The organism is Flavihumibacter cheonanensis (genome assembly GCF_022352215.1).
In the GTDB taxonomy this organism is placed as follows: Bacteria; Bacteroidota; Bacteroidia; order Chitinophagales; family Chitinophagaceae; genus Flavihumibacter; species Flavihumibacter cheonanensis.
In genome coordinates, this window is sequence record NZ_JAKRWF010000003.1 from 203,816 (window position 1) to 224,366 (window position 20,551).

Consider the following 20,551-nt stretch of genomic DNA (forward strand, 5'->3'; position numbering starts at 1 on the left):
AATAAAATTAACCATCATGAACGCTATCCTGGTTGCTACCGATTTTTCGAATCCTAGTCGCGGTGCCGCCGCTTATGCTGCAGCCCTTGCCAAATTAAATGGCGCAACTCTCACTTTACTGCATGCCTATCTATTACCCACACCTGTAAGCGAAGTTCCCTATGTGATGGTTTCCGTGGAAGAATTGCAGAAAGACAATGAGAAACTGGTGAAGGAAATGGCGGAGGGACTGGAAAACCAATATGACATCAAGGTTCAAACGCTGGTGACGATTGGACTTCCGGCGGATGAAGTTGTATACCAGGCAACTGAAATCGGAGCCGATCTGGTGGTAACGGGGATGCGTGGAGTAACGAATACCCTTGACAAACTGATTGGAAGCACCACAGCAGCCATTATGAGGAAGTCTACCGTACCAGTGCTGGTAGTACCAGAGCAATCGGTTTACGCACCCTGGAAGCAGGTGGTATACGCTACTGATTTCAGCTATACGATGAATTTGCGTTGCTTGAAAATGCTTAAGGTTCTATCAGGAAATCAGCCTGATATGCATATGAAAATCGTTTATGTACAAAGACCGGGTGAAATTATGTCAGCCGAACAGATAGCAGGCAAGGTACGGCTGGATCCCATGTTGGAAACAATACCCCATAGTTATCTCGACCTGGAACATGTATCGGTAGAAGAATCCCTCAAACAATACCTGCACGACCATCCAACGGACGTGCTGGTAATGGTTGCTCATAAACACAGTTGGTGGGAACGCCTGTTCAGCGGAAGTCATACCCGTGAAATGGTGTACCAGTCGGAAATTCCTTTGTTGGTTCTTCAGGATAAATAGGACTTGTCAATTGCCAATTGCTTCTTACCTTTGCCCCCCATTTTAAGGCAAGCAAAACTGCTTTTGCCCATTTGTATCAACAAAAAACACCATTTATGGCAACCGTAACGAGGGAAAATATTGGCCAGTTGAACGACAAGATTACTGTGAAACTGTCAAAAGAAGACTACCTGCCCTCCTTCGAGAAAGCACTCAAAAATTATAGCAAGCAGGCAAATATCCCCGGATTCCGGAAAGGAATGGTTCCGGCCGGCCTGATTCGCAAAATGCACGGTCAGTCGGTATTTACTGATGAGGTATTGCGCACGGTAGAAAAGCAACTGAGTGATTTCATGGTAAATGAAAAGCTCGAAATTTTCGCTCAACCACTTCCCCTGCCGGAGAACGACAGTGCTAACCTGGACCATATGTCTCCTTCAGAGTACTCCTTCGCGTTTGAAGTTGGCCTGAAGCCGGAAATCAGAGTTGCCGACCTCAAAGCTGCCAAATTGCCCTATTACAAGATCACTGTTTCTGAAGAAATGCTGGACGAGGAAACCAATCGCCTGCAACTTCGGAATGGAAATATGACCGAGCCAGAACTGGTAGATAATGAAGAAAATGTGCTGAACCTGAGCTTCCAGGAACTGGACGAAAATGGCGCCGTGAAAGAAGATGGCGCCAAGAAAGATAACTCTGTCCTGGTTAAATATTTCGCACCTGCCTTCCGTAGCCAGCTGATGGGTAAGAAAAAAGACGATGTTTTTCAACTGACCCTTAGTGAAGCATTCGAAGAGAAGGAAAGAGAATGGATCCTGAGTGACCTGGGCCTCTCCAAAGAAGATCCTGCTGCCAGTGGAAAAAAATTCCAGGCTACCATTACCAAAGTAGGGCTGGTTGAAAAAGCTCCTTTGGATGAGAATCTTTTCAAAGCCATTTTCCCGGGAAAAGAAATTGCTGATGAAGCCGGTTTCCGCGCAGCACTGAAAGAAGATATTGAATTACAACTGGATAATCAGAGCCGAAACCAATTGTACGATAGCATCTACCATTACCTGATTGACCAGACCCAGATCGAGTTTCCGGAATCCTTCCTGAAGCGTTGGATGCAGCAGGGTGGGGAGCAGCCCAAAACGGCAGAACAGGCGGAAAAAGAATATCCTTCTTTCGCTAACTCCCTGAAATGGACCCTGATTGTAGATCAGCTGGTAAAAGACAATCAAATCGAAGTAAACCAGGACGATCTGCGTGGTTTTGCCAAAGCACAACTGTTTTCCTATATGGGTAACATGAATATGGGACAACTTGACATTGAGCAACCCTGGGTGAATGATTATGTAGAACGAATGATGAAAGATCGCAAATTCGTGGAAGACAGCTATCACCGCATCCAGACCGACAAAATTTTCAATGTGGCAGAAAACCTGGTGACAAGAGATGAAAAGCCGATCAGCCTGGAAGATTTCCAGAAAATGCAGGCGGAGCATCACCACTAGGAGGTGAGACGTGAGATGTGAGACGTGAAAAGTGAAAGGTGAAAGAAGGGTGAAAAGTGAGACGTGAAATGTGAGAAGGGTGTATGGAGGATAAATGTCCTGAGAATATAATAGACCGTGTGGTTGCCCCACACGGTTTTTCTTTTCCCAGCCAGAGCGGTATTTGGGGTTTCCCTTCTTCCATTCCTCCATCTTCCATTCCCCCCTCTTCCCTACCCCCTCTTCCATACCTTTTTGTCAGCCCGACTGCCGTTTTTTGCAATGATTTTCAATTGGAAAGGTATTTGCACCAGTCCATTGCCTTATTTTTATCAAAACAACGAGGATTATTATGAAGTCTGAATTTGAAAAATATGCGGTCAAGCACCGGGGCATCTCGAGTCTGACCCTGCACGATTACCAGAAATATCAGGTAACCAACCTGACACCGAATATTATTGAAGAGCGTCCGATGAACATTGCGGTGATGGATGTGTACAGCCGTTTGATGATGGACCGCATCATTTTCCTGGGATACCCCATTAATGATGAAGTGGCCAATATTGTGACAGCGCAGCTTCTTTTCCTGGAGAGCACTGATCGCACCCGGGATGTGCAGATGTATATTAACTGTCCGGGTGGCAGTGTGTACGCCGGATTGGGCATGTACGACACGATGCAGTTCATCACACCCGATATTGCGACCATTTGTACAGGAATGGCAGCATCCATGGGTGCTGTGCTAATGTGTGCAGGTACGAAGGGCAAAAGAACAGCGCTGAAGCATAGCCGTATTATGATGCACCAACCGTCCGGGGCAATTGGCGGGCAGGCATCTGACATCGAGATTACAGTAAATGAGATCCGTAAGCTTAAAAAGGAATTATACGAAATCATCTCACATCATACCGGCAAAGGCGTAAAGCAGGTGGAAAAAGACTGTGATCGCGATTACTGGCTGACTGCGATGGAATCGAAAGAGTACGGACTGGTGGATGAAGTATTACTGGTAAATCCCAGAAAGGAAAATAAAGACTAATCTTAAACTATTGATGCTATGAATAGGACTAATTATTTCTCCTACCGGATGGACGAGGAGGAAGAAGAAAAACAGCGGGAAGACAAACGCGATGAGCTGATGATGCTTAATAAGCGACTTGAAAAATACTTTTTCGATGAGCGGGCCGTTTATTTATGGGGACCGGTGGATGATAAATCTGCCAAAGAAGTGGTAACCAAAATACTACTCCTGGATGCCGATAAAAAAGAAGAGATCAAGTTCTTTATTAATAGTCCGGGTGGTGTAGTAACCAGTGGTATGGTTATTTACGATACCATGAAGATGGTTAAAAGTCCGATCAGCACCATTTGTATGGGATTGGCAGCCTCCATGGGTTCCATCCTGCTGAGTGGTGGCGAAAAGGGCAGAAGGTTCATTTACCCTCATGGTGAAGTGATGATCCACCAGCCCAGTCTGGGTGGTTACATGCAGGGAGTGAGTGCGGATCTGGAAATCCAGGCCAAACAGACCAAGAGAGTAAAGGAAATGGGAGCTAAGATACTGGCGGAGAATTGTGGCAAAACGGTTGCCCAGATCATGAAGGATTTTGACCGCGATTACTGGATGGATGCCAAAGAAGCGATTGATTATGGCATCGTAGATGGCATCATGGAAAAACTCTAAGGAAAGGTTACCTTTGCGGGAAGCAAGCAACAGAGCGTATGGCAAAAAATACATTACATTGTTCATTTTGTGGCCGCAGTCGGGATGAAGTAAAAATCCTGATTGCTGGGCAGGATGGGCATATCTGCGAGAACTGCGTGGAACACGCCAGGGAAATTATCGAACAGGAATTATTAACCCGTACCGATGGCGCAGGATCCGGATTCAAGTTAACGGTTAAGAAGCCGATCGAAATCAAGCGGTTTCTGGATGAATATATAATCGGACAGGACGAGGCTAAAAAAGTACTTGCAGTAGCTGTTTATAATCACTACAAAAGACTCCAGCAGAAACCCACCGAAAATGAGGTGGATATTGAAAAGAGCAATATTGTAATGGTTGGTGAAACGGGAACGGGTAAAACCCTGCTTGCTAAAACCATCGCCAAATTATTGAACGTTCCATTTGCTATTGTTGATGCAACTGTATTTACAGAAGCAGGTTATGTGGGTGAAGATGTTGAAAGCATCCTGACCCGCTTATTGCAGGTATGTAATTATGATGTAACGGCAGCGGAAAGAGGGATTGTATATATTGACGAGATCGATAAGGTTGCAAGAAAAGGGGATAATCCTTCCATCACACGCGATGTAAGTGGTGAGGGTGTTCAGCAGGGATTGTTGAAGCTGCTGGAAGGAACCGATGTATTGGTTCCACCACAAGGTGGCCGTAAACATCCGGAACAGAAACTGATTAAGATCAATACGCAAAACATTCTCTTCATCTGCGGCGGTGCATTTGATGGCGTAGACAAGCTGATTGCCCGTAGGGTAAACACGAACGCTATTGGTTTCAATGTCAACAAAGACCAACAGGAAACTGCCCGTAAGAACCTGTTGCAATTTGTAAACGCGCAGGATCTGAAACATTTTGGATTGATCCCTGAATTACTGGGACGTTTACCCGTTGTAACTTTCCTGAATCCGCTGGATGCAGAAACCTTACGCAGCATTTTAACCGAACCGAAAAATTCGTTGATCAAGCAGTACAAAAAACTGTTTGAAATTGAAGGAATAGAACTTACCATCGATAATGACGTACTGGATTTCATGGTAGCCAAAGCGATGGAGTACAAACTTGGCGCCAGAGGATTGCGTTCCATCTGTGAAAGCATTCTAACCGATGCGATGTTTGAACTACCCTCCAGCAAGGAAACCAAATTCCACCTCAACCTGGAATATGCGGAGAATAAATTTGATAAGAGTAAAATGAGCCTGCTGAAAGTGGCGTAACGAATTCACCATGAAAGAACTGATAGATAAATTAATGGCGGAAGGGTTAACGGAAGACCAGGCTTACAAGGCGGTAGAGATCGTAAAGAATTTTGCAAAAGACAAGTTTCCGATTTTCGGAGGAGCCATCGATCGTTTATTCGATAAGTATGGTCCAAAGGAAAAACCGGAAGACGATTTTCTCGATTAAAAGTTCAGTGAGTTCAACTAATACAGGGTGCAGCATTCAGCTTGCACCCTTTTTTTATGTAGGATTTCATTTCCAATATGTCAATTATTTGTTACAATATGTAAAATATTATTTACATTGAGTAAAATATTCTTTACATTAGATCAAATTAGTTATTATGAAACAGCAACCCTTACTTCCCTATCGATTTAAAAAGATTGGCTGGCTGCTCTTTATACCTTTTGCCTTTGCGGGCATTTACCTGCATATCACGGATTATGAACCAAATTGGATCACCACCAAAGTTTTTGCCATTTATAACGATAGTTTGCTTTCAGATAAGAAATGGTTTTCCATTGTTGAAACGAATATCACCAGCACTTTAATCGGGATCGGATTTTTAATGGGCTGTTTATTAATTGCATTTTCCCGAGAGAAAGTCGAAGATGAGTTTATAGCAGGATTAAGGCTGTCTTCGCTGCAATGGGCGGTACTGGTCAATTATTCGTTGCTGCTTTTCTGTTTTTTATTCATTTACGGATTTGCATTCCTGAATGTGCTCATCTACAATGTATTCACCGTCTTGCTTATTTTTATTGGTCGCTTTAATTACCTCCTGTTCAAATCCAGAAAAATGAATGCAGATGAAAAATAACCTGAAAGTTGAACGCGCCATTCATGGATTAACGCAGGAGGACCTTGCCAAAAAAATAGGTGTAAGCCGGCAAACCATCAATGCCATGGAAGCCAATAAGTATGTCCCGTCTACCGTGCTTGCATTAAGACTTGCAAGAGTATTTGGTAAGCAGGTGGAAGATCTTTTCCAGTTGGACGAAAGCGACGAGTGATTCTCACGTCTGACGTTTCACTTCTCACCACCTATCGCTTCTCTCGCAATCACAATCTTCTGAATCTCCGAAGTACCCTCCCCTATTGTACACAATTTGCTGTCGCGATAAAATTTCTCAACCGGAAAATCCTTCGTATATCCGTATCCACCGAAAATTTGTACCGCATCGGTTGCCACACGTACAGCTACTTCACTGGCATAATACTTCGCCATTGCAGCTTCTTTGGTTACTTTCTGGCCGCGGTTCTTGAGATCGGCAGCCTGGTTGGTCAGTAATTCAGCAGCAGCTATTTCAGTGGCCATATCAGCCAGCTTGAAAGAAATGCCCTGGAAATTGGAAATGGGCTGATCAAACTGGTGGCGTTCCTTAGAATATGCAACAGCCGCATCAAAAGCACCTTTTGCAATACCAAGGGACAGGGCCGCAATGGAAATCCGTCCACCATCCAACACTTTCATCGCCTGTTTGAACCCGTCGCCTACTTCACCAAGCCGGTTAGCATCAGGAATACGACAGTTATCAAATATCATTTCCGCAGTTTCACTCGCACGCATACCCAGTTTATTCTCTTTTTTGCCGCCGGTAAATCCAGAGGTACCACGCTCCACAATGAAAGCAGTTGCGTTGTTACGAGTCCGGGGCTCCCCGGTTCTAGCCACAACTACGGCAACATCACCGGATATCCCATGAGTGATCCAGTTTTTGGTTCCATTCAGTACCCACTCATCTCCCTCCTTCACTGCTGTGGTACGCATATTGCCAGCATCACTACCAGTATTTGCTTCTGTTAACCCCCAGGCTCCAATCCATTCGGCGGTTGCCAGTTTGGGAAGGAAGCGCTGCTTCTGTTCTTCGTTCCCGAAGGTTAAAATATGCCCCGTACAAAGTGAGTTATGAGCAGCCAAACTTAAACCCACAGAACCGCAAACCCGGGCGATTTCCGAAATAATTGCCACATACTCAAAATAACTAAGCCCGGCTCCCCCATACTGCTCAGGTACCAGTACACCCATGAGGCCCAATTGCCCCATGTCCTTAAATACCTGGAGTGGAAACTCCTGCGACTCATCCCATTTCATCACATTGGGTAATATATGCTGGCGGGCAAATTCCCGGGCCGTTTGCGCAACCTGTTCAGTTAATTCCTGGCGTTCAAAATTCATAGAGAATCAGCTTGTTGTTCTTAGTTCATGAATAACGCAAACTAAGTCTATTTCTGCTAAACTAACAAGTGTTAGTTATTTAAATTCACAATATGGTCCTAATTTCTTCAACAAGTTAGTATCGACCAGGTGAATTTTGCCCAGATCGCTCATTTCCCGAAAGGCCCCGTTGCTATTTCTGTACTGAACAATTGCCTGCGCCAGTTTCCACCGGATATACGGATGCCGGGCCATTTCCTCCATGGTTGCAGCATTGGGATTCAGTTTTCGAACGGCAACACCATCCAGCTCCAGTTGTGGCAACAGTTGCTGGAAGACCGAATCAGCCAATCCATACACTTCTTTAATCTGTTCGACCCTGACAAAACCTCCCAAAGCATTTCTATAACTCAGGATCCGACCCGATAATTTTGGACCAATCCCCGGCAGGGCCAGCCAGTCGAGACTGTCTGCCTGGTTAATGCGAATCATCTTTGATTTGAAGCCGCCAAGTTTCCTGTTTCCGTACTCAGTAGAATTAAAACGGCTGTCAACTTTATCCAATACCCGTTGAGATGAAGGATCCTGGTTACCACCTCCAAATGAATTGGTGACAGGTATTGCCACGCCAGTTCCAGATTCCAGCCTCACCATTGGTATCAACCGGTCAGCCAACTGTTTCGGCATTCCATAAATCCGATATAAATCTTCTCCCGATCGAAACTTCCCTCCTTTCTCCCGGTATTTAAGAATGGTTCCAACAGTTTTAGGAGGCACGCCCAACTTTTGCCAATCCAACTCAGTAGCAAGATTCGGATTAAAAGGAAATAACGCTCCGGAAAATGGCCGACCCTTTTCAAACGATCGCTCATAGGCAGAGGAAGCAATTCCTTCCTGGGTTGAAAATTCCTTACGATCAAACAAACTACCTCGCTGCCGTAAAAGATTTACAGTATCAGCTCCCGACTTTTCCAACAAACGGGCAATCAGACTATCAGGTACCGCTACCGGAGCCGGAGGAGCTGCAGGCCAATAATAGGGTACCACTTTAATAGCCAGCATAACAGCCAGCAAAATCAGTATTCCGATCCGTTCATTTTTGGAAAAATGAAGATATTCCATGACCCACGTTTTCCATCCCTTCTTTTTCATACCACAACCTACTACTTATAACAAGCCGGTGCAAGCGTGAAAAAACGGTTTTATACCTGTATACTTAACCCATCATAGGCGAGTTGGATTCCAGCAGGCAAACTGGCATTGATTAGTTCGTGCAGTCCCAACTGGTGACTGATATGTGTAAAATAAGCATTTGGAACTTTCAACTCCTGCACTACCGCCACAGCCTCAGATAAAGTGAAGTGAGAAATGTGTTTTTCATGGCGCAGCGCATTCAGAACGAGGTGACTGCTACCCCGGATCTTGTCCATCTCATCCGGATCAATCCGGTTGGCATCTGTGATATAGGTGAAATTGCCAAACCGGAAACCGAGTACCGGCATCCGCATATGCCAAACGAGGATAGGCGTAACCGTTATATCTCCCACAGTGAATGAATCCATATCAATCTGGTTGATCTGAATCTCAGGCACCCCCGGATACCGTGTCTCCGCAAATGCATAAGGAAACTCCCGGATGATATTCATCTGGGTCATTTCATTCGCATAGATCTGCATGGGTTGCTGTGAAAAATAATTGTATGCCCTAACATCATCAAGTCCGGCTATATGATCCTTATGCGGATGTGTGAAAACAATAGCATCCAGCTTCCTGACCCTTGCCCTTAACATCTGGTATCGGAAATCCGGCGTAGAATCTACTACCAGCGTAGTTGCGGCCGATTGTACAAGGATACTCGACCGCAGTCGGTTATCCCTGGGATCAACTGACCGGCACACCTCGCAATCGCAGGCGATCATCGGGACCCCACTACTGGTACCGGTTCCTAAAAATGTTATGGTTAGGGGAGTGGACAGGGGAAATTCTTATGCTTGATTGGAATCAGTGGCTGCATCATCGGAAGCAGCCAGGCGGTGACGTTCAATAATATCTAAATAAGTCTTTTTGGCTTCCGGACTCAATTCCTCCGGATTCACCTGCAATTGTGGAACAAGATCCATCATGGTATTGATCTTTCCTTCCAATTGCAGGAATTTATTCAGGACCACCACCTTCTTCTGTTCAAGGATACAATAGCCGCTCTGGAAGGTACCGCGTTCCATACGAACGATATACCCGGCTTCTTCCAGCACCTGTTCAATCTTGTTTAATGTAGCCTGTGTGTACTTCATATGCCTGTCAAAATACAAAAATACCGAAAGCCGCTGGCCGGGCCCCTTATTTACTGCACATTTTGATCACAGGTACGATCATCTCCTCCATACTTACCCCTCCGTGCTGGAATGTATTACGATAATAATTTACGTAATGATTGTAATTATTCGGATAACAGAGATAACCATCCTCTTTGGCAAAAATGAAAGAGGAATTCACCGTAGGTACCGGTAATCCCGCTTCCTTCGGATCACGAAATGCCAGCACTTCCTTAGGCTCGTAATTCAGGTTACGGCCATGTTTATAGCGAAGATTGGTAGTCGTCTGTTTATCCCCCACCACTTTATGAGGGGTATTAACGCGCACAGAGCCATGGTCTGTAGCCAGGATCAGGTTTATCTTTTTACCTGCAATTTTTTTCAGTGCCTGAAACAGAGGAGAATGTTCAAACCAACTGGCGGTAATGCTGCGATAACTGATCTCATCACTTGCCAGTTCCTTCAATACTTCCATTTCAGTTCTCGCATGGCTAAGCATATCCACAAAATTGTAGACAATCACATTCAGGTCGTTGCTAAGTAAATTATGAACATTGCTCACCAGTTCATTACCCGCCTGGTGATTCACCACCTTGATATAACTGTATTTGATATTGTCTTTCTTTAATCGCTTCAACTGCCCTTTGAAAAATACTTCTTCCTGCAGATTTTTACCGCCTTCCTCTTCATCGTTTTTCCATAAATCCGGAAAGGATTTTTCAATTTCTGATGGCATTAGTCCCGCGAAAATTGCATTCCTGGCATACTGTGTAGCAGTGGGTAATATGCTGTAAAAAGTATCTTCTTCCAGTATCCGGAAATAATTGGCAAAAATTGGCTGGATCGCTTTCCACTGGTCAAAGCGCAGGTTATCAATCAAAATAAAAAAAGTTGGAACTCCTGGTTCCAGGTGCGGCAATACCTTAAACTGAAATACAGTGTTGCTCATGATCGGCGCATCGCTTGATTTAGGATGCACCCAGCCTAAGTAGTTTTTGGCGATGAATTTGCAAAACTCGTTATTGGCTTCTTTCTTTTGAGAGAGCAAAATTTCCTGCATCTCCGGACTATCACTTTTCTCCATCTCCAGTTCCCAGTACACTAATTTTTTATAGATATCCATCCATTCGTTGTAGTCCGGATTACTGTTGAGGGCCATAAATAAATCACGAAACTGTTGCTGATAGGCAGAAGTGGTTTTTTCTGCCACGAGTCTTTTATTATCCAATATTTTTTTCAGGCTCAACAGTACCTGGTTGGGATTCACCGGTTTAATCAGGTAATCACTGATCTGCGAGCCAATCGCATCATCCATGAGGTTTTCCGTTTCATTCTTGGTGATCATCACCACCGGTACCTGTTGATTGATCTCCTTGATCTTGGCCAGCGTTTCCAATCCGGTAATACCTGGCATACTCTCATCCAGCAACACCACATCAACCGGATGTTCCTTAACATAATCAATCGCATCAAATCCATTGGCAAGCGTATGTACGGCATAACCTTTGTTTTCAAGGAAAAGTTTCTGTGATTGCAGACTTTCCATTTCATCGTCGACCCAGAGTATGTTAGCTATTGGCATAGACTCAAATGTAATTTATCTGTCCGGCTTCGTACTTTTGCCGGCTAGCTATTAGAAGAATTTAACAAATAAAGCAAGGAATGGCGGAACGGAGAAAAATCATCAATGACCCGGTGTATGGCTTTATCACCATTGATCACCCCCTGGTATTCAAGGTGATTGGCCATCCTTGTTACCAGCGGCTGCGCAGGATCCAGCAAATGGCTTTCGCGCACCTGGTGTACCCGGGAGCAGTACACAGCCGGCTTCACCATTCATTGGGTGCCTATCACCTGATGTGTAATGCCCTGCAGGAGCTAAAAAGCAAAGGCGTTTCGATTACAGCGGAAGAAGAGCTGGCCGCCAAAATTGCGATTCTGCTGCATGATATTGGTCACGGTCCTTTTTCTCATGCACTCGAGCATACATTAATCGAAGGCGTGCACCATGAAAGCATCAGCCTGCAGATCATGCAAGTGCTGAACAAAGAAAATGATGGTGCACTGGATACCGCCATTCAGATTTTCAGTAACACTTACGAAAAACCATTCCTGCATCAACTCGTATCCGGGCAATTGGATGTAGACAGGATGGATTATCTGACCCGTGACAGTTTTTTCACCGGTGTATCGGAAGGCGTGATTGGATATGACCGGATAATCAAAATGCTGACAGTCAGGGATGGAGAGCTGTTGGTGGAAGAAAAAGGAATTTTCTCCATAGAGAAATTCCTGGTCGCACGCCGACTCATGTACTGGCAGGTTTACCTCCACAAAACTGTATTGGGAGCAGAAAAGATGCTGGTAAATATTATTCGTCGGGCCAAACATTTACTCCAATCAGGCTCCAACCTACCTATTCCTTCTCCCGTACTGGAACTTTTCCTGAATCAACAGACGCCTCTCCCACTGGCAGGCGATCGGCTGGATGCTTTTTGCCAGTTAGATGATTATGACCTGATGGCTGCTGTAAAAACCTGGAGTCGCCACCCCGACAAGGTATTATCGACCCTTTGCCGGATGCTGATCAACCGGAAACTGTTAAAAGTGAAGTTACAGGCAGAACCCATGGAACCAGCTAAAGTAGCTGCTATCCGGCAAAACCTGTTGCAGCAGTCCGGCTTCTCGGAAGCAGAACTGGACTATTTTGTATTTAGTGGTGAGACCAGTAATACCACGTATGATCCAAAGGAAGAAAGGATTCGTATACTTTTCAAGAACGGTACAGTACGTGATATATCGGAAGTAGATAATGCACTTATTCAGCACAATTTATCCCGCCCTATTAAAAAATACTACTTTTGCTATTTAGATCCGGGATCGGCTACATAAAATTAATTATTCTATGCAATTCAGTGCTTCACAAATCGCACTACTCATTAATGGCAAAGTAGAAGGAGATGCTCAGGCAACTGTGGGATCATTTGGAAAAATCGAAGAAGCCAAAGCCGGACAACTGGCCTTCCTGGCCAATCCCAAATACGAAGATCATCTATATTCTACCAGCGCATCCATCGTTATCATAAACGAAAACCTGGAACTCCGCCAGCCGGTTAAAGCCGCGTTGATCAGAGTACCGGATGCTTATACTGCCTTTGCTACCCTTTTATCCAAATACCAGGAATTAAAAACCCAACAACTCGTTGGCCGACAGGAGCCGGTTTACGTAGCTGAGTCGGCTAAAATCGGCGATCAGGTTTTCCTGGGAGCTTTTGTATACATTGGCGAAAACGTAGTAATAGGCAACAACGTAAAAATATTCCCCAACAGTTTTATTGGTAACAATGTCCGCATTGGCGATAATACTATCATACATGCGGGTGTAAAAATTTACCACGACTGCCAGCTCGGCAAAAACATCAATGTACATGCGGGAACAGTGATTGGCAGTGATGGATTTGGCTTCGCCCCCCAGGCAGATGGCAGTTTCAAGAAAGTTCCGCAGATCGGTAATGTAATTGTTGAAGACTATGTAGAGATAGGTGCGAATGCAACCATTGATCGGGCAACGATCGGCTCTACTATTATTCGCAGTGGTGCCAAGCTGGATAACCTGATCCAGGTAGCGCATAATGTAGAAGTTGGAAATAATACAGTAATCGCAGCACAAGCCGGGGTAAGTGGCAGTACCAAAATCGGAAACAATGTTATGATCGGCGGACAAGCTGGCATTGTAGGGCATATCAGCATTGCTGATGGTACCAAGATCAACGCACAAAGTGGTGTTAGCAAGTCCATCAAACAACCCAATACAGCAGTAACCGGATCACCGGCCTTTGATTACACCAGTGCCCTGCGCAGCCAGGCCTTGAGTCGCAATTTACCTGACCTTGAAAAAAGATTGAAGGAACTGGAACAACTAGTAAAGCAATTGCTGGCGGAGCGGGTGAATCTCTAATTTCCCTTTTGGATTGATGCGTTATATTTGCCCTTCAATTTTAAGTATGGACGCAAATTTCAATCCCGATAAGCAGCATACCGTTGGAGCGGAGATCAGTATTTCAGGAACCGGCCTGCATACCGGTGTCAAAGTTGACATGACTTTTCGGCCTGCCGCACCCGGATTTGGAATTCAGTTTCAGCGAATTGATCTGGCCGGACAACCCATCATCAAAGCGGATTGTGACCTCGTAACAGATACTTCCCGTGGTACTACCCTGGAAGATAATGGTGCCAGAATAAGCACGGTTGAACATGTGCTGGCTGCCCTGGTAGGCATGGGCGTGGACAATGTGCTGATTGAAATCAATGGCCCGGAAACTCCAATTATGGATGGCAGTTCACAGCCCTTTGTGGAACTGCTCCAGGAAGTTGGCGTTCAGGAACAGCCTGCTGCCAAAGCCTGGTACAGCATCGATGAAAATATTTACCACTACGATGAAAAAAAGCGGGTAGAAATGGTGGCCATGCCTTCCATGGATTACCAGATCACCACCCTGATCGATTTCAATAGCCCGGTACTGGGCACCCAGCATGCCGGACTCAAGAATATGCGGGAATTTGTGAAAGAAATCAGTCCCTGCAGAACCTTTGTTTTCCTCCATGAACTGGAAATGCTACTGGATAACAACCTCATCAAAGGAGGAGATATCAATAACGCGATTGTAGTGGTGGACAAGCCTGTAACAGAAGATGAAATGCACCGGCTGGCAAAATCTTTCGGAAGGGATAAAATGGAAGTAAAGCATGAAGGGTACCTCAATAACCTGGAGCTTCGTTTTCCCAATGAACCTGCCCGCCATAAATTACTGGATGTGGTAGGTGATCTGGCACTCATTGGTTACCCGGTAAAAGCAAGAATCATAGCCAACCGTCCGGGGCATAGCACGAATGTGGAGTTTGCCAAAAAGATCAAACAGTACATTAAAAAGAACCGGCACCTGAAAGATGTTCCGGTATATGATTGCAACCAGCCTCCTATTTATACAGCGCAGCAGATCGAACAGACATTACCGCACCGCTATCCTTTTTTACTGGTAGATAAGATCATTGAACTGACTGATAAAATGATTGTGGGAGTGAAGAACGTAACCTTCAATGAACCTTTCTTCACCGGGCATTTTCCAGGCAACCCAGTTATGCCAGGTGTGTTGCTTTGTGAAGCCCTGGCTCAAACCGGAGGCATCCTGGCGATCAACTCTATGCCAGCCGGGCAATATGATACCTATTTCTTAAAAATTGATAACTGCAAATTCAAGCAGAAGATTGTACCTGGTGACACCATGCTCCTCAAAATGGAACTCTCCGCCCCTATCCGCAGAGGCATCTGCGAAATGCGGGGAACCGTTTATGTAGGAAATAAGCTTTGTGCCGAAGCCGATATGGTGGCACAGGTGGTGAAACGGGTATAAACACCTATTTTTGCACGTCAGATTAAAAATCTGACGTTTTTTTTAATATGATTCATCCACATACCTATATACATCCGAACGCGAGGCTGGCCACCAATGTGAAAGTTGATCCCTTTACTGTTATTCACCAGGACGTGGAGATCGGTGAAGGAACCTGGATCAGCAGCAATGTGACCATCATGGAAGGTGCCCGCATCGGTAAAAACTGCCGGATTTTTCCGGGAGCGGTTATTGCGGCAGTTCCACAGGATCTGAAATTTGAAGGCGAATACTCCATCGTTGAAATCGGCGATGACACTACCATACGGGAATTTGTAACCATCAACCGCGGAACCAAAGACCGCGGTCGTACGGCAGTAGGAAAAAACTGCCTAATCATGGCGTACAGCCACCTGGCACATGATTGCATTATTGGGAATAATGTAATTATGAGTAACAATGTACAGATGGCCGGACATGTGACCGTTGGTGATTGGGCCATTATTGGTGGTGTGAGTGCGGTGCATCAGTTTGTACAGATTGGTCAGCATGCTTTCGTAAGTGGCGGATCACTGGTAAGCAAGGATGTACCTCCTTTTATCAAAGCAGCCCGTACACCTCTCTCCTATGCAGGGGTTAATTCAGTGGGACTAAAACGCCGTGGTTTTAGTGTAGATCGCATCAATCACATCCTGGATATCTATCGCATTCTTTACAATAAGGGCATGAACACTTCCCAGGCATTGGAATTCATTGAGGAGGAATTCAGTGCTACTGATGAACGGGATGAAATTGTAACCTTTATCCGGGAAAGCGGGAGGGGTATCATCAAACGATACACCAAAGGAAGCACGGATGACGATATCTCTATCTGATACGGGTAAACGATATAACCGCGAATGGATCTTTCGCGGGCTTTCCTACGAATTTACTATCGGCAATGCTTATGCTATAACCGGACCAAATGGTTCTGGCAAGTCCACCTTATTACAAGTACTGGCTGGGGCAGTGGCACATTCGGAAGGTAAAATAAACTGGCAAAATACAACCGGTAGTATTGACCCCGACCAGGTATACAAACAACTTTCTATAGCAGCACCTTACCTGGATCTGATTGAAGAGATGACTGCCCTGGAATTTTTGCAATTTCATCAATCCTTCAAACCCTTTTTGCCTGGCTTTTCAATTGAATCCATGCTGGAGCGTGTGGGACTTCAAAATGCCCTGCACAAGCAAATCCGATTTTATTCTTCGGGAATGAAACAGCGTATCAAATTGATACAGGCTATTTTTTCGGATACAGCACTCTTATTGCTTGACGAGCCCTGCTCCAACCTGGACACATCAGGAATTAGTATGTACCAGGAATTAATGTCTGCGTTCAGCCAGAACCGACTGGTGATTGTAAGTAGTAATGACCCGCAGGAATATGGATTTTGCCAGGAGAAATTATCCATCCTCGACTGGAAACCGGTAGCAAAAAAAAACCGTTAACGCCTGCTTGCAATCAGCAGGTTCAGATCCGTATACTTCAGGTTAAAACGCTGGCTGAGATGAAAATGCGTAAGCGCTCCTTTAAACAGGTAAATGCCGCTACGCAGGTAGATTTTTTGCCAGATCAGGTTTTCAATACCCCCTTCTTCAGCAGCTTCTAGCAATAAGGGCATCAAAACATTGCTGATACCATGTGAAGCCGTACGGGCAAATCCGGATGGAATATTTGGAACACAATAATGAATCACCCCGTATTTCATGAAAATCGGTTGTTCATGACTGGTGATTTCGGAAGTTTCAAAACAGCCGCCGCTGTCGATACTAACGTCAATGACTACACTACCGGGGCGCATGTTACTCACCATTTCCTCAGTAACAACAACAGGAGCTCTGCCGGTACTTGAACCAAGTGCACCTACTGCTACTTCACAGGTTTTGAGTTGTTTGGCCAGTATCTTGGGTTCCAGCACGGAGGTCCAAAGGCGGTGGCCGATATTATTCTGTAATTGTTTCAGCCGGTACACACTGTTGTCGAACACTTTTACGGAGGCGCCCAGCGCGATGGCTGCCCTTGCAGCATACTCTCCAACGATGCCTGCACCTATGATGATAACTTTGGAAGGTGGAATTCCGGAAATACCTCCGAGCAAAACACCCTTGCCATGATTAGCCGAACTCAGGTATTGACCGGCAATTAACATCACGGCGCTTCCTGCAATTTCACTCATGCTACGAACAATGGGAAGAGACCCGCTTTCATCTTTGAGTTGTTCAAAGCAGAGGGCAGTAATTTTTTTGTCCATCATCTTCTCCAACAGGGCAGCTTTAAGCAGCGTTGTATGCATGGGAGAAATGATTACCTGGCCCATTTGCAGCAGCGGGATATCCTCTTCAATAACCGGAGCACTTTTCACCAGGATAGGAGCTTTATACACTTCTGCTTTTTCATAGACGATACGCGCGCCCGCTTCGCTGTAATCACGATCACGGAAATGAGCCGCATCACCTGCATTGTGCTCGATGGTGACCTGGTGGCCATTACTTACCAGAACACCTACAGCATCCGGTGTGAGGGAGATACGATTTTCCTGGAATGCTATTTCTTTCGGAATACCAATATGCAATTGGGCGCCGGTTGGTTTCACATCCAAAGTCTCTTCCAGTGTTTCGTAACTGAAGGAGGTGCTGATAAATGGTTTTTGCTGCGACATGAAATAGATCGAGTTGGAAAATTACAATTTCTGCGGCGATTTTTGACTAAGAAGGGGTTGAATCCCTGAGTTCGAGGTAGCGGGTGGTTGGGTCCTCAACCCGGATGGTGATGGTAACCAGGTTATCTGGCAGGAGACGCGGGATTTTTTCAGCCCATTCAATGAAACACCAGTGATTTCCTTCCAGGCAATCTTCTATACCCGCATCTACGGCTTCTTCTTCAGATTTAAGGCGATAACAATCTATGTGAAAAACAGGCCCACTTTCGCTGGCATATTCATTAATGATGGAAAAAGTTGGACTGCCCACCGGATCTTTCACACCCAGGGCATCACAAAGTGCATGAACCAGGGTGGTTTTACCCGCTCCCATGGGTGCATTAAAAGCAATGATACGGGGCTGCTTCAGGTAGTTCAGAATTTCCCGGGCCACAAGGTGCAATTCTGAGTAGGTAAAACGTCGAACCATATCCAAAATTAGGGCAATTTAACCGCCTTCCTGCCAGCCAGGCTTTTCGTAAATTTGCTCATTAACAGGCAAATGATGAAATATGGAATCAATTAATTGGAAAGTGGAAGGAATGACCTGTTCCAACTGTGCCCTCAGTGTAACCAAATATCTTGAGAAAGAGGGAATGCAGAATGTGAAAGTTAACCCGATTGATGGCGATGTTCATTTTGAAACAGTTCACTTCGATAAAGAAAAGCAGGCTAGTTTAACAAAGGGAATCTCCTCCCTTGGGTATGCGGTTGTACATGAAAAAGCAGCCAAACCAGCCGAGGGCCAGCAACCGCCCATGAACAAATACCTGCGGTATATGCTGATCTGTCTGCCCTTTACACTGGTACTTATGTTGCATATGATACCGGGATTACATTGTGACTGGCTTATGAACCCCTGGGTCCAGCTCGCTTTGAGTTTACCGGTTTATGCAATCGGAATGTATCATTTTGGACGAAGTGCCTGGAAGAGTCTCCGTTCAGGAGTTCCGAATATGAATGTGTTAATTGCCCTGGGCGCAACTGCCGCTTTTGTATATAGCCTGGTGGGGATATTTCTAGAACAGCCCGGCGATTATCTGTTTTTTGAAACGGCTGCTGCTATCATCACCCTTGTGTTTTTAGGAAATTACCTGGAGGATCTTTCCATCCATAGCACACAACGCGAATTGAACAAACTGGTCAGGAGTCAAAAAGTAATGGCGAATATGATCGCCTTTGACGATCAGCACCAGGAATTGGTCTTTCCCATTGAGAATACGCAATTGAAAAGTGGTGATCTGATCCTGATAAAAAATGGGGAGCAGGTTCCTGCGGATGCTAAAATATTATGGGGTGAGGCCAGCGTGAATGAATCCATCATTACCGGTGAAAGTGAACCCATTCTAAAAAAGCAGAAGGATATGTTGATAGGCGGCAGTCTTTTATTAGAAGGAACCGTGAAAGCGCAGGTAACGGCCGGAGCGGATCAGTCGGTATTGGCGAATATCATCAACCTGGTGAAAAAGGCGCAGGGAGATAAACCACCCGTTCAGCGTATGGCAGACCGGATCAGCGCGATTTTTGTGCCGGTAGTGCTGGTGATAGCATTGCTGACATTTGGGTTGAATTATATTTTTCTGTCAGGTTCATCTGAACATGCCCTGCGTGATTCATTAATGCGCAGCATTGCGGTACTAGTGATCGCTTGTCCCTGTGCCATGGGTCTGGCCACACCTGCGGCGATCGCAGTAGGATTGGGTCGTGCAGCCCGAAAAGGAATACTCTTTCGAAATGCCAAATCCCTTGAAGCGTTTAAAGATATCAAACAGGTGGTCTTTGATAAAACCGGCACGGTAACCACTGGCAGTTTTACCATCCAGCAATTTGAAGCATTGGGGGTATCGGCAGATGAATTCAAACGAATTGTGGTGTCGCTGGAAAAATATTCCAATCACCCAATTGCACAGGCGATTAGTCGCGAGTGGAAAAACAACAACCTGATCCGCTGGGCTTCCATTGAAGAAGTAAAAGGCAAAGGCATGAAAGCAATGAGTAAGGATGGTGATCAATACTGGGCCGGCTCTTATGAAATTGCCAATAGCCATACCCGTGAGGATCATCATAATGTGTATATCCTGCGAAATGGGGAACTCATTGGCTGGATTGATGTGCGGGATGAAATACGTCCGGAAGCAAAGGAGGTGATGGATTACTTGCATAGTAAAGGAATTCATACCGTATTGCTCAGTGGCGACCGGCAGGCGAAGGCAGCAGTTATTGCTTCCCAGCTGGGCATCCGGGAAGTGATTGCGGAAAAATCACCAGAACAAAAACTGGCGATCATTGAAGAACGCAATGCAGCTATACCAACAGCAATGGTGGGTGATGGTATCAATGATGCGCCGGCACTGGCAAAAGCTTCCATTGGAATATCGCTGAGTGATGCTTCCCAGGTAGCGATGCAAACTGCCGATATTGTTCTTATGAATCACGGATTGACGCAACTCCCGGAAGCGCTGGGATTAGGAAAACACACCCTGCTTACAATCAAACAGAATTTATTCTGGGCCTTTGCCTATAATGTGGTTGCGATTCCGGTGGCTGCATTTGGATTCCTGACTCCCGCGATTGGTGCACTGGTAATGGGCCTCAGTGATGTGGTGCTGGCAGTGAATTCGGTAAGGCTTTTTGTGAAGAGGGTGAAATAAGTATGGAAAAGGGAGGATGGGAGGATGGAGGAAAGGAAGATG

21 protein-coding genes are annotated in these 20,551 nt (G+C 45.4%); 14 read left to right on the forward strand and 7 right to left on the reverse strand.

What is annotated here, in order from left to right; translation table 11 throughout:
• The first annotated feature begins 16 nt into the window (after nt 1-16).
• The 8 genes from MD536_RS14735 (at nt 17) to MD536_RS14770 (ending at nt 6,267) form a co-directional block, all read left to right on the forward strand.
• Nucleotides 17-841, forward strand: a complete 825-nt coding sequence (locus MD536_RS14735; RefSeq protein ID WP_239601452.1) for a universal stress protein — start codon at nt 17-19, stop codon at nt 839-841.
• Nucleotides 842-936: 95 nt separating this feature from the next.
• Nucleotides 937-2,316: a trigger factor gene (gene tig / locus MD536_RS14740; RefSeq protein ID WP_239601455.1), complete on the forward strand. Its 1,380-nt coding sequence runs from the start codon at nt 937-939 to the stop codon at nt 2,314-2,316.
• Between the two features lie 331 nt (nt 2,317-2,647).
• On the forward strand, nt 2,648-3,334 hold the full coding sequence (locus tag MD536_RS14745; protein WP_262916026.1) for a ClpP family protease: 687 nt from the start codon (nt 2,648-2,650) through the stop codon (nt 3,332-3,334).
• 18 nt (nt 3,335-3,352) lie between these two features.
• A complete protein-coding gene (locus MD536_RS14750) occupies nt 3,353-3,979 on the forward strand; it encodes a ClpP family protease (RefSeq protein WP_239601457.1) in 627 nt (208 codons plus the stop codon).
• Between the two features lie 38 nt (nt 3,980-4,017).
• A complete protein-coding gene (clpX, locus tag MD536_RS14755) occupies nt 4,018-5,250 on the forward strand; it encodes an ATP-dependent Clp protease ATP-binding subunit ClpX (protein ID WP_234867081.1) in 1,233 nt (410 codons plus the stop codon).
• Nucleotides 5,251-5,260: 10 nt separating this feature from the next.
• The gene (locus MD536_RS14760; protein ID WP_234867082.1) at nt 5,261-5,440 is read left to right on the forward strand and encodes a hypothetical protein; all 180 of its coding nucleotides are present in this window, start codon (nt 5,261-5,263) and stop codon (nt 5,438-5,440) included.
• A 157-nt stretch (nt 5,441-5,597) separates the two neighbouring features.
• Nucleotides 5,598-6,074 (forward strand): hypothetical protein, encoded by a 477-nt coding sequence (locus MD536_RS14765; RefSeq protein ID WP_239601459.1) that lies wholly within the window; start codon nt 5,598-5,600, stop codon nt 6,072-6,074.
• Entirely contained in the window at nt 6,064-6,267 is a 204-nt protein-coding gene (locus tag MD536_RS14770) for a helix-turn-helix transcriptional regulator (RefSeq protein ID WP_239601461.1), read from the forward strand. The genes MD536_RS14765 and MD536_RS14770 overlap by 11 nt, the downstream gene beginning before the upstream one ends.
• Nucleotides 6,268-6,284: 17 nt before the next feature.
• Here MD536_RS14770 and MD536_RS14775 read toward each other — a convergent pair whose 3' ends face one another.
• From MD536_RS14775 to porX, 5 genes are all read right to left on the reverse strand, one after another.
• The gene (locus MD536_RS14775) at nt 6,285-7,433 is read right to left on the reverse strand and encodes an acyl-CoA dehydrogenase family protein (protein WP_239601475.1); all 1,149 of its coding nucleotides are present in this window, start codon (nt 7,431-7,433) and stop codon (nt 6,285-6,287) included.
• A gap of 75 nt (nt 7,434-7,508) precedes the next feature.
• Nucleotides 7,509-8,534, reverse strand: coding sequence for a ComEA family DNA-binding protein (locus MD536_RS14780; protein ID WP_239601481.1), 1,026 nt, complete (start codon nt 8,532-8,534; stop codon nt 7,509-7,511).
• 80 nt (nt 8,535-8,614) lie between these two features.
• On the reverse strand, nt 8,615-9,331 hold the full coding sequence (locus MD536_RS14785) for an MBL fold metallo-hydrolase (RefSeq protein WP_239601482.1): 717 nt from the start codon (nt 9,329-9,331) through the stop codon (nt 8,615-8,617).
• A 66-nt stretch (nt 9,332-9,397) separates the two neighbouring features.
• Nucleotides 9,398-9,703: a hypothetical protein gene (locus MD536_RS14790; protein ID WP_239601485.1), complete on the reverse strand. Its 306-nt coding sequence runs from the start codon at nt 9,701-9,703 to the stop codon at nt 9,398-9,400.
• A gap of 46 nt (nt 9,704-9,749) precedes the next feature.
• Nucleotides 9,750-11,306, reverse strand: a complete 1,557-nt coding sequence (porX, locus tag MD536_RS14795; protein ID WP_239601486.1) for a T9SS response regulator signal transducer PorX — start codon at nt 11,304-11,306, stop codon at nt 9,750-9,752.
• An 80-nt stretch (nt 11,307-11,386) separates the two neighbouring features.
• Here porX and MD536_RS14800 point away from each other — a divergent pair, with 80 nt between their 5' ends.
• The 5 genes from MD536_RS14800 to MD536_RS14820 are packed head-to-tail and all read left to right on the forward strand — an operon-like array spanning nt 11,387 to nt 16,608.
• On the forward strand, nt 11,387-12,616 hold the full coding sequence (locus MD536_RS14800) for an HD domain-containing protein (RefSeq protein WP_239601487.1): 1,230 nt from the start codon (nt 11,387-11,389) through the stop codon (nt 12,614-12,616).
• 13 nt (nt 12,617-12,629) lie between these two features.
• Nucleotides 12,630-13,682 carry a UDP-3-O-(3-hydroxymyristoyl)glucosamine N-acyltransferase gene (gene lpxD / locus MD536_RS14805; protein WP_239601489.1) on the forward strand — a complete coding sequence of 351 codons (1,053 nt, stop codon included), beginning with the start codon at nt 12,630-12,632 and terminating at the stop codon, nt 13,680-13,682.
• Nucleotides 13,683-13,728: 46 nt separating this feature from the next.
• Nucleotides 13,729-15,135, forward strand: a complete 1,407-nt coding sequence (locus tag MD536_RS14810) for a bifunctional UDP-3-O-[3-hydroxymyristoyl] N-acetylglucosamine deacetylase/3-hydroxyacyl-ACP dehydratase (protein ID WP_239601490.1) — start codon at nt 13,729-13,731, stop codon at nt 15,133-15,135.
• Between the two features lie 47 nt (nt 15,136-15,182).
• Nucleotides 15,183-15,989, forward strand: coding sequence for an acyl-ACP--UDP-N-acetylglucosamine O-acyltransferase (lpxA, locus tag MD536_RS14815; RefSeq protein ID WP_234867093.1), 807 nt, complete (start codon nt 15,183-15,185; stop codon nt 15,987-15,989).
• Nucleotides 15,970-16,608, forward strand: coding sequence for an ABC transporter ATP-binding protein (locus tag MD536_RS14820; protein WP_239601492.1), 639 nt, complete (start codon nt 15,970-15,972; stop codon nt 16,606-16,608). Before lpxA ends, MD536_RS14820 begins: the two co-directional genes overlap by 20 nt.
• Here the strand turns inward: MD536_RS14820 and MD536_RS14825 are convergent.
• Nucleotides 16,605-17,819: an alanine dehydrogenase gene (locus tag MD536_RS14825; protein ID WP_239601493.1), complete on the reverse strand. Its 1,215-nt coding sequence runs from the start codon at nt 17,817-17,819 to the stop codon at nt 16,605-16,607. The genes MD536_RS14820 and MD536_RS14825 overlap by 4 nt on opposite strands.
• A gap of 46 nt (nt 17,820-17,865) precedes the next feature.
• The gene (gene tsaE, locus MD536_RS14830; protein WP_239601495.1) at nt 17,866-18,288 is read right to left on the reverse strand and encodes a tRNA (adenosine(37)-N6)-threonylcarbamoyltransferase complex ATPase subunit type 1 TsaE; all 423 of its coding nucleotides are present in this window, start codon (nt 18,286-18,288) and stop codon (nt 17,866-17,868) included.
• A gap of 82 nt (nt 18,289-18,370) precedes the next feature.
• On the opposite strand from tsaE, the gene MD536_RS14835 reads away from it, so the two are divergent.
• Nucleotides 18,371-20,509, forward strand: coding sequence for a heavy metal translocating P-type ATPase (locus MD536_RS14835; RefSeq protein ID WP_239601496.1), 2,139 nt, complete (start codon nt 18,371-18,373; stop codon nt 20,507-20,509).
• Nucleotides 20,510-20,551 lie beyond the last annotated feature (42 nt).